Source organism: Flavobacterium poyangense, assembly GCF_011751075.1.
Lineage (GTDB): Bacteria > Bacteroidota > Bacteroidia > Flavobacteriales > Flavobacteriaceae > Flavobacterium > Flavobacterium poyangense.
Window position 1 is genome coordinate 207,903 of sequence record NZ_JAALLN010000003.1, and the last position, 15,295, is coordinate 223,197.

5 protein-coding genes are annotated in these 15,295 nt (G+C 40.8%); all 5 read left to right on the top strand.

Going from position 1 to position 15,295, the window contains the following annotated elements; translation table 11 throughout:
- The first annotated feature begins 605 nt into the window (after positions 1-605).
- From G3A47_RS08900 to G3A47_RS08920, 5 genes are read left to right on the top strand one after another with little or no spacing between them, the layout of a single operon-like run.
- Entirely contained in the window at positions 606-7,574 is a 6,969-nt protein-coding gene (locus tag G3A47_RS08900; protein WP_166921811.1) for a type I polyketide synthase, read from the top strand.
- A 21-nt stretch (positions 7,575-7,595) separates the two neighbouring features.
- Positions 7,596-11,834 (top strand): type I polyketide synthase, encoded by a 4,239-nt coding sequence (locus tag G3A47_RS08905; RefSeq protein WP_166921812.1) that lies wholly within the window; start codon positions 7,596-7,598, stop codon positions 11,832-11,834.
- Positions 11,822-12,121 carry an acyl carrier protein gene (locus tag G3A47_RS08910; protein ID WP_166921813.1) on the top strand — a complete coding sequence of 100 codons (300 nt, stop codon included), beginning with the start codon at positions 11,822-11,824 and terminating at the stop codon, positions 12,119-12,121. The genes G3A47_RS08905 and G3A47_RS08910 overlap by 13 nt, the downstream gene beginning before the upstream one ends.
- Positions 12,112-12,894 carry an alpha/beta fold hydrolase gene (locus G3A47_RS08915; RefSeq protein ID WP_166921814.1) on the top strand — a complete coding sequence of 261 codons (783 nt, stop codon included), beginning with the start codon at positions 12,112-12,114 and terminating at the stop codon, positions 12,892-12,894. Before G3A47_RS08910 ends, G3A47_RS08915 begins: the two co-directional genes overlap by 10 nt.
- Positions 12,887-15,292: a glycosyltransferase gene (locus tag G3A47_RS08920; RefSeq protein ID WP_166921815.1), complete on the top strand. Its 2,406-nt coding sequence runs from the start codon at positions 12,887-12,889 to the stop codon at positions 15,290-15,292. The genes G3A47_RS08915 and G3A47_RS08920 overlap by 8 nt, the downstream gene beginning before the upstream one ends.
- Positions 15,293-15,295: the final 3 nt, after the last annotated feature.

The window sequence follows — 15,295 nt, forward strand, 5'->3', positions numbered from 1 at the left end:
GTAAAAACGTTTTAGATTTTTGCAAATACAAAAAAACGGAACTCAATTCATAATCACCCTAATTTGTCAGGCTGATCGAAGTCGAAGCTCTTTTTAATTGCAAAGCTCTGTGACTTCGATCAGGTAGATACTCTTAAATCTGACAAACGAGACAGTACATGAATAGTTTTTAGACTAAAAATAAACCATTCTGCCAACCTTCTTCAAGGTTAGCAAAAAAATAAGTAAATCCATTATACAATTGAGTTCTGGTAAGAAGTTAATTTAAAACTTAATTAGTTGTAATTGAATTGAAAAGCAATATTGTAAGAGCAAAATTACCTCTTTAGTTACCTAAAAAAAGAAATAAATAAGTTGGTAATAATATAAAAGAATCAGGAACAATTATATAAATGATAAAAAAAGAAGTTATTTTTTACCAACAACCTAAAAAAAGTCTGCATTTAAAGTTTTTGTAAAAAAATCATTATAAAATTTACTTAATTGTTTAAAATTTAGAAGAAATTAGTTACTTTTATTCCACTATACCATACTAACGAATATTACTGAAAAGGTCTCGATTATAATTTTTTGATCTCCAATTATCATTTAAATATTATCAACGTATGAAAGATTTAACCCTTATAGGAGTAACGCCTTTTGAAAAGCCTGACGTCCACCTGATGTCTCAATTATTTCAGGCCGGAGCATTCCCCGTATTAAGTTTAGGACATGATATCGCAATCGCTCAGGAAGCATTAAATCAACTTGAGCAGATAAAAAGTATACCTTCGTATGGTATATGTATAACAAATGATACCCTGACAGCACTTCAACTGTCCGATCAGGTAAGTTTTGCTATCCTTCCATTTGGGATCTCAATAAACATTTATCCTGACGTATCACGGATCTATCAGGTAACTAGCCTTGAGCAAGCCAGAAAAGCCGAACAACTCGGAGCTATTGGAATTATTGTGAAAGGAAACGAAGCTTCAGGATTAGTGGGTTATGAATCTACATTTGTTCTGTTTCAACGTGTCATACAAGAGATCAACACTATACCGGTATGGGTACAAGGCGGAATAGGTCTTCATACGGCCGCTGCTGCAAAAGCACTTGGAGCAGAAGGGGTGGTATTAGACAGTCAATTGGCACTATATCCGGAAAGTAACATTCCGCAAGATCTCAAAAAATTATGCTCAAAATTAAATGGAACAGAAACCAGGATCATCGCCAATCATCGCGTATTGGTTAGACCCAATTCACCTGTATTATCTGAAAATGTCGACATTGAAGAGTTAGCGCATTATTTTAAAGATCTTGACCCTGGTAAAAGTTACATTCCTATGGGGCAGGATATTGCTTTAGCAGCAGACCTTTATGAAAATTTCAAAACGCTGAAAAAATTGATTTTCGGATTTAAAGAAGCGATGTATGGCCATTTGAAACAAGCCAAAGCTTCTCAGATTATTGATCAAAACAATCCTTTGGCCAAACAACTCGGCCTGCGTTACCCCATTGCTCAGGGGCCAATGACCCGTGTGAGTGATGTTCCGGCATTTGCCCAAGCTGTAGCAGAAACTGGAGCTTTACCTTTTATAGCGCTTTCCTTAATCAAAGGGGAACAAGCAAGAGCATTAATCGTGGAAACTCAAAAATTGGTCGGAGATAAAACCTGGGGTGTAGGGATATTAGGTTTTGCACCGCAGGAATTGCGGGAAGAACAGACAGCCTATATCCTTGAAGCTAAACCGCCGGTAGTACTAATCGCCGGAGGTCGGCCTGCACAGGCTAAAGTATTTGAAAAAGCCGGTATCACAACATTTTTGCATGTCCCATCACCTGCTTTATTGGATATTTTCCTAAAAGAAGGAGCCAAAAATTTCATATTTGAAGGTCGCGAATGTGGTGGACATGTTGGACCGCTTTCCAGCACCGTACTTTGGGAAAAACAAATCGAACGTATTCTAAAAGAAGAACATCCGGAAAATATAAGTGTATTTTTTGCCGGTGGAATTCATAATGCTTTTTCCACAGCCTTTGTATCTGTCATGGCCGCTCCTCTCGCTGCCCGAGGTGTAAAAGTCGGCGTATTGATGGGAACAGCCTATTTGTATACACAGGAAGCTGTAAGTACTGGTGCTATTCAGCAAGAGTTTCAGGAACAAGCGATGCAAGCCAAAGATACCGTGCTGTTGGAAACCGCACCGGGTCATGAAACACGTTGCCTGAATACAGCATTCGCTTTACATTTCGAGAAAGAGAAGAAAAAACTGTTAGCGAATGGAACGGACAAAAAGCAAATTTGGGAACAGCTAGAGAAACTCAATGTAGGACGTCTCCGAATTGCAGCAAAAGGCATTGACCGTCAAGGTGAAGCACTTGTCACTATACCTAAAAACCAACAGCTCGATTTAGGCATGTACATGATCGGACAAGTCGCCACTATGCACAATCAAGTGATTACACTTGAATCACTCCATCATGATGTTGCTATCGAGAATCAAAAATATATTGAACAGGCAACGCTACCGGAAAAACCTACATCAACTGAAAAAGGGTTGGACGTAGCTATTATAGGTATGGAATGTGTGTTTCCGGGTGCAAAAAATTTAGCAGAATACTGGCGCAATATCATTCTTGGAAAAGATTGTGTCACCGAAGTGCCGGAGGAACGATGGAATAAAGAGATTTATTATCAGCCCGATTCTAATGGTTCAGATGTATCGCATTCAAAATGGGGCGGTTTTATTCCAAAAATAGATTTTGACCCATTAGATTTTGGAATTCCACCACAATCACTTGCAGCGATAGAGCCCACTCAGCTTTTAACCTTACTCGTAGCTAAACGTGCTATGGAAGATGCCGGTTATGGTGAAAAACAAATCAACAGAGAAAATATATCGGTTATAATTGGCGCTGAAGGCGGGAATGATCTTGCCAACAGTTACAGTTTCAGAGGGTACTATAAACAAGTTTTTGGAACGCTTCATGAAGAAGTGGAAAAAGCATTCCCACACACCACCGAGGATTCGTTCCCGGGTATATTAGCCAATGTTATTGCTGGCAGAATCACAAATCGTTTGGATCTGGGGGGAAGAAATTTTACTGTAGATGCTGCCTGTGCCTCATCAATGGCTGCTATTGATTTAGCCTGTCAGGAATTGATATTGGGTAAATCGGATATGGTACTTGCCGGAGGAGCAGATTTGCATAATGGGATCAACGATTATCTGATGTTTTCCAGCACACATGCGCTTTCTCGAAAAGGGCGCTGCGCCACATTTGACAATGCTGCCGATGGTATTGCTCTTGGTGAAGGGGTAGCTATTTTGGTTTTAAAACGATATGAAGATGCTCTACGTGATGGTGATCGTATTTATTCTGTTATTAAAGGTGTCGGTGGATCCAGCGACGGTAAGGCTCTTGGTCTTACAGCACCGCGAAAAATTGGTCAGGTACGCGCATTAGAACGTGCCTATGATCAGGCAGGTATTAGTGCCGCAGCAGTTGGTTTAGTTGAGGCTCATGGTACCGGAACGGTAGTCGGAGATAAAACGGAACTTAGCGCGCTCACCAATTTATTTAGCAGATCCGGAGCTTTGCCGGCTCAGACCCATCTCGGTTCTGTAAAAACTCAAATTGGGCACACCAAATGTGCTGCCGGTTTGGCGGGACTTATCAAAGCGGCTATGGCGGTATTTCATGGAGTAAAACCTCCAACTCTTCATCTGCAACAGCCTAATGCTTACTTCAATGCAGCTACAAGTCCTTTTGCATTTCACGCAGAAACAGGATTATGGTCCGAAGAAAAACGGTATGCCGGTATCAGCGCCTTTGGTTTTGGGGGCACCAATTTTCATATGGTAATCGAAAATCATCCACAAAAAGAAGAAGCTGCCATTTTACAATCGTGGCCATCCGAATTGTTTGTCTTCCGTGGAGACGATTATGATCAGGCCAAAATTCAATTAGAGCAGGTCAAAACTTTATTGGAAATCAATGATAGTTTATCTTTAAAAGACATTGCCTATAGCTTGGTCGCCGGTTCCGAAAAACCGATCCAACTAAGTATTGTAGCCGATACAGCCGAAGATTTGATGATGAAAATCGAACTCCTGTTAACGGGTATTGAAAGTAAAGATATTTTTATGGTCAACAAACGAGCAGGTAAAACGGCATTTTTGTTCCCGGGTCAGGGCAGTCAACGCACTCATATGGCACGAGATCTATTTGTTCTGTTTCCGGCGATGCGTAAACTTATAGCGCAATATCCTGATCTGGAAAAAGTGGTCTTCCCTGCAGCGACATTTGACACTGCGACATTAAAAAAACAAAAAGAAACTATTAAGGATACACGTCTGGCACAACCTCTTTTAGGTATTGTAGATCTTGTCTTAGCGCAATTGCTACAGTCATTCGGTATTATACCTGATATGGTGGCAGGACATAGTTATGGAGAATTACCGGCATTATGTTTTGCCGGTGTATTTGACGAACAACAATTAGTTGAACTCAGCAGTAAACGGGCACAAGCCATTTTAGATGCTGTCGAAGAAGGGGATCCTGGTACTATGATAGCCGTAAATAGTGATGCAGATCGCCTGAAAACGATTCTTGATCAACATCAGGATTGCTATCCTGTTAACTATAATTCACCAACTCAATGCGTTGTTGCCGGAAGTACTGCAGCGATTGATAAATTGATGGAACGACTTAAAAAAGAAAGTATCTCAGCTAAAAAACTGGAAGTGGCTTGTGCTTTTCACAGTCCACTGGTGATCAAATCCAAAGAATTGTATGCGAATGTCTTGAAAGAAGTTCCTTTCCAGGAAATGCAGATTCCGGTTTGGTCCAACACCACAGCAGCCTTGTATCCTGACTTGGTATCTGATATCAAAGTACAATTGACCGATCACTTGGTGCAACCTGTACATTTTGTTGACGAAATCCAGGCCATGTATGCCGATGGAGCGAGGATATTTATTGAAGTAGGTCCCGGAAGAGTATTGAGCGCATTAACAAAAGCTTCCCTGAATCAAGAGGAGCTGACATTACACGTCGAGGATAACAATCACAATAGTCTCGTCCATCTCCTTCGTCTGTTTGCACAATACCTTGGAACGGGTCGTGCCTTAAATTTAGATAAACTTTTTGAAGACAGACACGCGAGTTTAATCCAGATCGATCAACCCGATCTTTACCGGAAAAGTCCAACGATTTGGCGCATAAATGGACAAGCCGCTCATCCGACAACAGGTACATTACCTGCTCACGGTGCCTTACCTATAGTAACTCCGATTCAAATGACAAACACTACAATAATCCAGACACCAACGACACAACCTGCCGCAGAACATGTCCTGCAAGAATATTTGAATAATATGAACATGTTGGTTCAGGCGCAACGAGATGTCATGCTTTCTTTCTTAGGACAACAGGAACACATGCGTCCTATTCCGGTTTATGCTACAGCGGCAGAAAATACAACCAAGGATCAAGTAGTGCCAACACTAATGACCAAGGATAAACCGATACCTACAGTAGACATACAAACACCATCAATAGACATCAAATCCTTGTTGTTAAAAGTAGTGTGCGAAAAAACAGGTTATCCGCATGAAATGTTAGGAATGGAGATGGATCTGGAAGCTGATCTCAGTATCGATTCTATTAAAAGAGTTGAAATCATAGGAACAGTCCGCAGTGAGCTTGGCATACTCAACATTGCTCATGAAAATGAAGATACAGTGATGGAGCAACTGGCGGCAATAAAAACTTTAAATGCACTTGTAAGCTGGCTTACTGCATATACGGGTACTGTTGATTCTCCTGCAACAAAAGTTGAATTAGCACCCGAACCATCTGTAACAGCAGATAAAACCACCATTACATTGGCAGAACTGCAAATTGCCATTTTAGATATCGTTAGTGAAAAGACAGGCTATCCAAAAGAAATGTTAGGGCTGGATCTGGATCTGGAAGCAGATTTAAGTATAGATTCCATTAAACGAATGGAAATTATCGGCGATCTAAAAATCAAAATCGGATTTGGTGATGATAAGGAGCAAGCTGAGGATTTGATGGAAAAATTAGCAGCCATAAAAACGCTAAATGGTCTAGCGACCTGGATAAGTCAAATGAGCACAACGGAACCCGTGCAAAGTTTAGTAACCCGTCTGCGATTTGATTTGATACCAACCGCTAGTTCCGAAGCACAAAATACTGAAATTCTAAAAGGAAAGCGATTCGCAATAGCCCCGGACAATGGAAAACAAACGAGGGCAATTAAAACAATATTGGAACAACAGGGCGCCATTGCACAATTGGTTCGTGCAGAAGAAGATCTGACCCTCTTTGATGGATTGATTATTGCCGATATAGGCGTTGCGGATGTTAAGCATAGTATTATCGATCACGTTGGTCTTATTAAAAAGATGGATCTTGAAAAAGCGCAATGGATTTATTTGATCTCCGATATCCCGGCACATGTTGAAGAACTAAAAGAAGCTCGTGCACTACGTCATTATCAAGGTCATCCGGGTTTATTTAAAAGTTTAGCCCGTGAGTTCGAACAAACCAACTGCAGGCTGATCAGTCTCCATACCCCACAGGAAACAGATCAAATAGCAGCAATTGCATTACGCGAGATTCTAACACAAGACCAATCCGCTGAGGTCATTTACAAACACGATCAACGGCATAAAGTCGACTTGATACCTTCGCCCATGTTAACAGCTCTTGACGAGGCACACATCCAACTGGATCAAAAATCTATTGTTTTAGTCCTCGGAGGAGGACAGGGTATTACTTCTGAACTGGTAAAACATATGTCTGAAGCTTATCCGTGTACCTATATTCTTGTTGGCAGATCAACAGATCCAAGAGAAGTTAGTACCGATTCAAAAGAAGTAGAGTTGATGACATCAAAAGAAGAAATCAGAAGTTACCTAATCAAGACCGGTCATTTTAACACTCCGCCTCAAATTGAAAAAGAGACTTTGCGAATTTTCAAAAACAATCAAATCCTGCGTACCATTCGTCATATGGAACAGTTGGGAAATAAAGTAGTATATCAGTCCTTAGATGTTTGTGATGAAGAAGGGTTGACTCAGCTTCTCCATGATATTTATGAACAATATGGACAATTAGATGGTGTTATTCATGGGGCTGGTCTTTTGGAGGACAAACTTTTCAAACAGAAAACAACCAGTTCTTTTGAACGTGTTTTTGACACCAAAGTAAAACCTTTACGTGTACTGGCGGAACAATTGCGTTCAGATTGTCAATTTGTAGTGCTGTTTTCAAGCATTGCTTCGGTCTATGGTAACAAAGGACAGACTGATTATGCAGCAGCAAACAGTGTGTTGGATGATTATGCCAATGCATTAAACAAAAGGTTAAAAGGAAAAGTAATCTCGATCAATTGGGGACCATGGAAAGGTGCAGGAATGGTTTCGGCATCATTGGAAAATGAGTATGAACGTCGTGGAATTTCGTTGATCCCATTAGAGGAAGGAAAAGAGCTATTTCTTAACGAAATCAAGTATGGAACAGAAAGTCAGGTATTAATCATGTCCGGTAAGAATTGGTAAAAACGGCTGTATTCATCTCTTATGAAAAAAACAGATATTGCAATTATAGGTTTATCTTGCCTGTTTCCCGGAGCAAAAGACGCCGAGGCATTCTGGCAGAATATCATTAATAAAGTCGACTCTACCCAAGTAGTTCCGGTGGAGCGCATCGATCCTATCCATTTTAGCGATAGCAAGGAAGCTATAGACCGCTTTTATTGTAATCGTGGCGGGTTTATTCCGGATTATGAATTTGATCCTACTGCATTTGGTATTTTGCCTCTTGCTGTTGAAGGCACTGAACCCGATCACCTGTTAACACTTGATCTCGTTCAAAAAGCGTTAGAAGATGCAGGCGTATTCCAGAAAAAAGTTTCATTGGAACGAACAGGGATTATCATCGGAAAAGGAAATTATACAGGTCCCGGAGCTACACGTGCCATTGAAATTGTACGTACAGGCGAGCAGATCAGTTCGATTTTGCAGGAGCTATTGCCTGAGGTTTCTTCAGCAGCTATTGAAAAAGTAAAACAAGCATTTCAGGAACGCAAAGGGCGGTTTTCTGCCGATACAGTCATGGGGTTAATACCCAATCTTGTAGCCTCATTAGTCTCCAACCGATTCAATCTTGGAGGTGTTGCTTTCACGGTAGACGCAGCATGTGCAAGCGCTCTTTTAGCCGTTGACCATGCTGTGCAAGAGTTGCAACGTGGCCGCAGTGATATGATGATTGCGGGTGGGGTGCATACAGGTCAAAATGCTGCATTCTGGAGTATCTTTAGCCAATTGGGAGCCTTATCGTATCAGCAACAAATTAAACCTTTTAGCGAAGAGGCAGACGGACTGCTTATCGGGGAAGGCTGTGGTTTTGTTGTCTTAAAGCGGTTGGAAGAAGCGGTACGCGATCAGGATAAAATTTATGCGGTCATTAAAGGAGTAGGTGTAAGCAGTGATGGTAATGGAGCAAGTGTTATGAGCCCCTCCGTGAAAGGTCAGTTAAAAGCATTAGAAGAAGCATGGGCAAATGCCAATTTAGATAAAGAACAAATCGGTTATCTGGAAGCTCATGGCACAGGAACGCCGTTGGGAGATAAAACAGAACTACAAACGCTGGCTCAATTTTTTGGTAAAGAAGAAGCAGTTGCACGTGCCGGTATAGGATCTGTTAAATCCAATATTGGTCATGCTATGCCTGCTGCAGGAATAGCAGGTTTAATAAAGACCTGTCTGGCGTTGCATCACGACATATTGCCGCCTACGTTATATTGTGAAAAACCAACTGCGGCTCTACAGCTCACCAGATTTACACCGATACAAGAAGCCAAAAACTGGTCACAAACTGGTTTGCCAAAGATTGCGGCAGTAAATGCATTTGGATTTGGAGGGATCAACGCTCACGTAGTCCTGAAAGGGTATGATGTGCCCAAAAAAGACAAAGTATTGTTACTTGCCAGATCAACACGTGAAGCATTGCTTGCGGCACTGCGGGATAACGATACTTCTTTGGGAGATGGCGATTACCGAATTGCGTTATTTGATCCAACCCCTGAACGTATCCAGAAAGCAATCAAAATTGTGTCGAAAAATAATGCGTGGCGCAATAGACAAGATATATGGTATACCTCAACTCCTCTTTTACAGGCCGGTGGCAAAGTAGCCTTTGTATTCCCGGGACTGGATGGTTTAGCAAAAGGCGAAGTTGAAACTGTCAGTCAATATTTTGGATTGACAGCACCAATAGCAACAGAAGGTGAAGGACTTTTAAACGAGGCATTGGGCATTTTTAACAATTGCGGCATACTGGACAGTGCTTTGAAAAAATTGGGAATCTATCCGGATATGAATGCCGGACATAGTATGGGGGAATGGTTAGCGGGATATGCTTCAGATTTGGCTGAAGCAAGTTCCGTTAAGGATTTGATCGATGCTCTTGATCCCAAAACATTTGAACTAAAAGACTCTAAATTTATTGCTATTGGAGCAGGTCTTGAGCAGGTAGCGCCATTGATTGAACAAATTCCTAACCTTTATGTTTCAAATGATAATTGCCCACAGCAGGTAATTCTCTGTGGTACCCATGTTGCCCTACAGGAATTGACCCCTTTGCTAAAATCAAAACAGATATTCCACCAGATTTTACCATTTCAATCCGGTTTTCATTCTCCTTTTGTTGCAGATAAACTGCCTGTGATTTTAGCCGGTATGGAAAAAGTTCATTTCCAAAAAACAAAAATCCCATTGTGGTCTGCCACCACACTTATGCCTTATCCGGCAGATCAGCAGTCCATTCGTAAACTAAGCGCCGAACATCTTGTACAGCCTGTAAGATTCCGCGAACTGACGGAGAAGCTTTATGATGAAGGAGTCCGTTTTTTTATCCAGGTAGGTACGGGAGGATTAATCGGTTTTATTGATGATACGTTAAAAGGGAGAGCATTCAGTACACTGGCTTCAAGTGTAGCCACCCGAACTGCACTTGCTCAGTTACAACGGGTAGTAGCAGCCTTATTTGTAGAAGGCAAAGTTTTGGCACTCGATTTTTTAGACATACAAAATCACAGAAAAAAAGTGCCAGGCAAAGGCATAAAATTACAATTGGGATCACCCATTGTTCGTGATTTTGAACCCATAAAAAACTTGCGAAAATCGATCGATATAATACGACCAAAAGAGGCTTTTCCTAAAGCAGCGGCAAAAATAAGTCATCCACTGGTTCAGGCATTTCAGGACAGTATAACCGATATGATCCGAATGCAGGAAGAGGTATTGAACGTCTTTGAAAATCATACGCAGACGGCTATCTCCACACCCGTATTAACGAAAAAACAATTGGTCAACAGTAGTTTTTCTAAAGCACTACAAGTCAATTTAGGAACACATCCCTATCTGATTGATCACAGTCTTTTGCGACAACCCAAAGGCTGGTCCAATGTTGCAGATATGGAACCTGTGATTCCGATGACTATGATTTTTGAATTATTAGCAGAAACAGCACAAGCAGAACAACCGGAAACAAAAATTCACAAGATCATGCACGTTAGTGTTTTTCAATGGATGAATGTTGCCAAGCCTTTTGAAAAAACAATAAAAGGCGTTTGGCGTTCCAACAATCACGCTTATTTGGATATCGAGAATTTTGCGAATGCGGAAGTCTTTTTAGCAACAACACATCCGCAACAACCTACTTTTGATCTGTCTATAGGAGAGCGATTGCCTATTGATCGAACTCCTGAAGAAATCTACGAGAAACATATGTTCCATGGAGAAGCTTATCAAGGGATTACAGCGATATCAGCTGTTGGAAAGAAAGGGATTATTGGACAAATAAAAGGGAATGGGGGTAAGGGTTCTCTATTGGACAATGCCGGGCAATTATTTGGATTATGGTTGCAACTTACTTTAACCAAAGATCGCATTGCTTTCCCGGTCAAAATCAAACAAATTGAATTTTTTGAAGATATGCACGATCAGGATGGTGTATTTGAATGTACCTGTGTACAGACCGAATTAAACGATGAGTTTGCAATCGCCAATATAGTACTTCAAAGAAACGGAAAAGTTTGGTGCGATATAAAAGGATGGCAAAACCGAAGATTAGAAATTGACGAAGCTTTATGGAATGTTTCCATGTCGCCATTACATAACCGGCTTTCAGAAGAAATCGCTCCACAGGTCTTTTTCTTTCATCAGGCCTATTCCCGTGTAAGTTCCTGGGATTTTATACTGAAACGGTATTTCAATCAAAAGGAAAAGCAATACTATCAGGATCTGTTACCCAATCGCAGAAAAAATTGGATGGTAAGTCGTGTAGCGGTAAAAGATGCCGTCCGACAGCTATTGAGTGAACAGAAAAAGCAACCCAGTTACCCCATAACCTTTGAAATTTGTTCCGATGAGGTTGGCAAACCTTATCTTAAAGGGAATGCCACAGAACAGATCCAAATCTCATTGGCACATAAAGGTAAAGAGGCAGTAGCAATTGCACGGCAGGACAAACCAGTTGGAATAGACATGGAAACCATTGCTGAACGCAGCCCTGAATTTTATCAATTGGTATTCACCGATGCAGAAGTAGCATTATTAAAAGAACGAGACCAAGCCGAATGGACCACCCGATTTTGGGTAGCAAAAGAAGCTTACGGGAAATTATTGGGAACGGGGTTAAAAGGAAACCCCAAAAGATATGAAGTAGCACGCATACAAGGAGATCATTTATGGATCGATCAAATAGAAATCAAAACAATCAAACGCCAAAATTATATAATCGGATGGACACTTTAAACACGACATTAAAAAGGAATCATGAGGAGTTATTCAACCTGTTAAAGGGGTTTATTACGGAAATTATCGGTGAAGAATTTGTAGAAGAGATGGATATCAGTCCGGAAAGTTCGTTTACTAAAGATTTGGAAATGGACAGTATAGAGATTGTTTCCTTTTCAGAAAAAATCAAAGAACACTTTGGAGATCAAATTGATTTCACGGGTTGGTTGTCTGCTATGGATCTTGATGAACTGATCAATCTTGATCTGAATAAGATCATCAATTATATCTACGAATGCCAATAATTACTGTCAATAATAAAAAAGTTCACATACAAGAACTAAATAAAGAGGCCGAAGATACCGTGGTATTAATCCACGGTATGTTCAGCAATCTTTCTATTTATTATTTTACTATTGCTCCTATTTTGGCAGAGCACTTTCACGTGGTTCTATATGATCTGAAAAGTCATGGCAGGAGTGAGCGTGTAGCAGAAGGATATGATTTAGAAAATATGTCAGCCGATTTAATCGCAATGATGGATTACCTCCAAATCAAAAAAGCACAACTTGTTGGCTATAGTTTTGGAGGGCTTATTGCACTCCAAACCGCATTGATAGTCCCAGAACGTTTAGATCAATTGGTTATCATTGAAGCACCGGATCCGCAAGATGAAAAAGCGAGAGATGTAATTGAAGCATACAGCAAGGAATTTCTCGAACATTATGTAGCCAATTTTACAGACACCACAAAAGTGAAAATGGGGAAAAGGCAGTTGGAGAAAAACCATCGGTTATACGAGTTTTTATTTAATCAGACCAGTATCAAAGCAGATATGGTTAAAGAAAAGCATTTTTTACATCAGGTTCCTATCTCGGAATTGCGTCTATCTACTTTGTTATTATATGGATCGGATTCCAATTGTAAACCGACAGGAGAATGGTTGCAATCTCAAATTGATACGGCCGAGCTAAAGCTCATCGATGGAGATCACAATATTCCCATTCAAGAACCCATTCGGATTGCAGAAACTATTGTTCAATTTTTAACTAACCCTTTATTACAAAACCATGGCTAAATTTGTATTTGTTGTTCCCCCGCTGACAGGTCATGTCAATCCTACGTTGAGCATTGGTGCCGAACTCTTAGAAAGAGGACATCAAGTAGCCTGGATCAGTCTTGACCAAAACTTAGAGTCCAAACTTCCTGTAGGCGGAGAGCTATTGCTTATTCAGTACGATCAGACAGACGAAGAAAAAAGAGAGAGTGAACATTATCTGGACATCATTTCAAAAAAAGTTGTTTACGGTATCGATAGTATCAAGTTTTTATATGAAGACGTATTGATTCCTTTAAATAGACATTGTTATAAAGGAATCGTTAAGCTGTTGGAAGTTTATAAGCCGGATTTGGTAATCGGTGATCATCAATTATTTGCAGCGGCAATTGCGGCAAAAAAGGTTAATCGTCCTTGTGCGACCTCGGTAACGGCTCCGGCAGCAATTAAAATTGTCAGTGAACTACCGAAAGTACATGAATGGGAAGTCAAGCAGATTATGGCGTTACAAGTAGAACTCGGTGTCAAAGAAAAACAATCGTTGGCTTGTTCGGATCTTCTTACTTTAGTGTTAACCTCTCCGTATTTCTTTGGAGAAATGGATCTCACCTCCAATTATCAATTTACAGGCCCGGTACTAACAGAACGCCGTTTATCCTGTGCTTTCGATTGGGAGCAACTGAAAAGTAATTCAAGGAAAAAAATTTTAGTCAGCATAGGTACAACATTCGACCATGAGCATAAGAAAGCGTTTTTTCAAAAGGTAATCGATGCATTTCAGGAGGAAGATTTGACGGTTGTAGTGGTTTCAGATTCAAGTCTGTTTGATAAGTGGCCTGAAAATTTCATGGTCTATTCGCAAATTCCACAATTGGATTTGTTACCACATTTAGATGCTGTTGTGTGCCATGGCGGACACAATACGGTCTCAGAAACTCTTTCGCATGGTCTGCCGCTTGTTGTTATTCCGATCGCCTATGATCAATCACATGTTGCCGGGCGTGTCGTACGTACCGGTGCAGGCGAACGTCTTAATTTTAACCGATTTAAAGCCAATCACCTGAGAGATCGTGTTCATGATATCCTGAATCAGGCACACTATCGGGAAGCCGCTCTCAAAGTTCGTCAATCTTTTATAGATACAGGCGGAACGAAGACCGCAGCAGATTTGCTTGAACGTGCGATAGCTCCTGCGCAGTCAGCTCTCGAATCTCAGGCAAAATTCCTTATTGTTGTTCCTCCATTTTTTGGGCATATCAGTCCTACATTAAGTTTGGGCGCCAGTTTACTTGCTCGCGGTCATGAAGTAAGATGGTTTGGTATTACACCATTGGCGGAGGAACATATTCCAAAAGGAGGAACCTATATTTATCCCGAAGAGGAGCTTATACCTTTTCAGGATGAACTCAAACAGATATTAAAAAGGCAAGATGATGGCCCTTCTTGTTCCGGACCTGAAGTCATGAAATTAGCATTGGAAGAAACCTATGTTCCTTTTGCTAAAATGATGATGCCGGGATTAGAAACACTACTCCGTCATTGGCAACCTGATGTAATCATCAATGATTGTATCACCTTTGGTGGGGCTTTATTCGCACATAAGAATCGTATACCTTCTGTAACGACAACCCCTGTGCCACCGGATGTCATGGGCGACACAGAGAAAAGCGCTCCTAAAATATTCGAATGGCAACAAAATTTAATCAAAGAGCTACAAAAAGAGGTTGGTATTTTGGATGAGGGTATCTTTATACATTCTCATCAATTAAATCTGGTCTTTACCTCACAAGCATTTGCCGGTTTTGAAACCGTACCTTCGCACATGAAATTTGTAGGTCCGGTTAAAGGTCGCCCTAATAATAGTCCATTTGACTGGGAACGATTGGCAGCCAGCACAACACCAAAAATATTTGTATCATTGGGTACCTTATTAGTTGATATTCGAAAAGCGTTTTTCGGTAAACTCATTGAAGCATTTGCAGACCAACCCGTTACTATTATTGCAGCAACACCGCCCGAAATATTTGACGAATGGCCTGCTAATTTCATCGTAAACGGTTTTGTGCCACAATCTACATTGATGCCTCATATGGATATGGTGATCTGTCACGGTGGTTTCAATACTGTGAACGATACCTTTACCAATGGTCTGCCGATGTTGATTACACCAATCGCTTACGATCACTTCCATACGGCAAAGTTGATTGAACAGGCGGGCTGCGGCATCAGTATCCGATACAAACGACTCCGAATTGATGATTTGAGAGAGACTGTCTTTGAACTCTTAGAGAATCCTAAATACAGAAATGCAGCCAAAGAAGTTCAGGCAGCTTTTCTCGCAGCAGGCGGTAATGATCAGGCGGTTGCATTATTGGAAGATTTTGTAAGACAAGAACGTTCGTTATTAGCTGCAATTTAAAGT

Coding starts and splice junctions, on each gene's coding strand:
- G3A47_RS08910 (WP_166921813.1), top strand. CDS start 11,822: ATGGACACTTTAAACACGACATTAAAAAGGAATCATGAGGAGTTATTC.
- G3A47_RS08905 (WP_166921812.1), top strand. CDS start 7,596: ATGAAAAAAACAGATATTGCAATTATAGGTTTATCTTGCCTGTTTCCC.
- G3A47_RS08900 (WP_166921811.1), top strand. CDS start 606: ATGAAAGATTTAACCCTTATAGGAGTAACGCCTTTTGAAAAGCCTGAC.
- G3A47_RS08920 (WP_166921815.1), top strand. CDS start 12,887: ATGGCTAAATTTGTATTTGTTGTTCCCCCGCTGACAGGTCATGTCAAT.
- G3A47_RS08915 (WP_166921814.1), top strand. CDS start 12,112: ATGCCAATAATTACTGTCAATAATAAAAAAGTTCACATACAAGAACTA.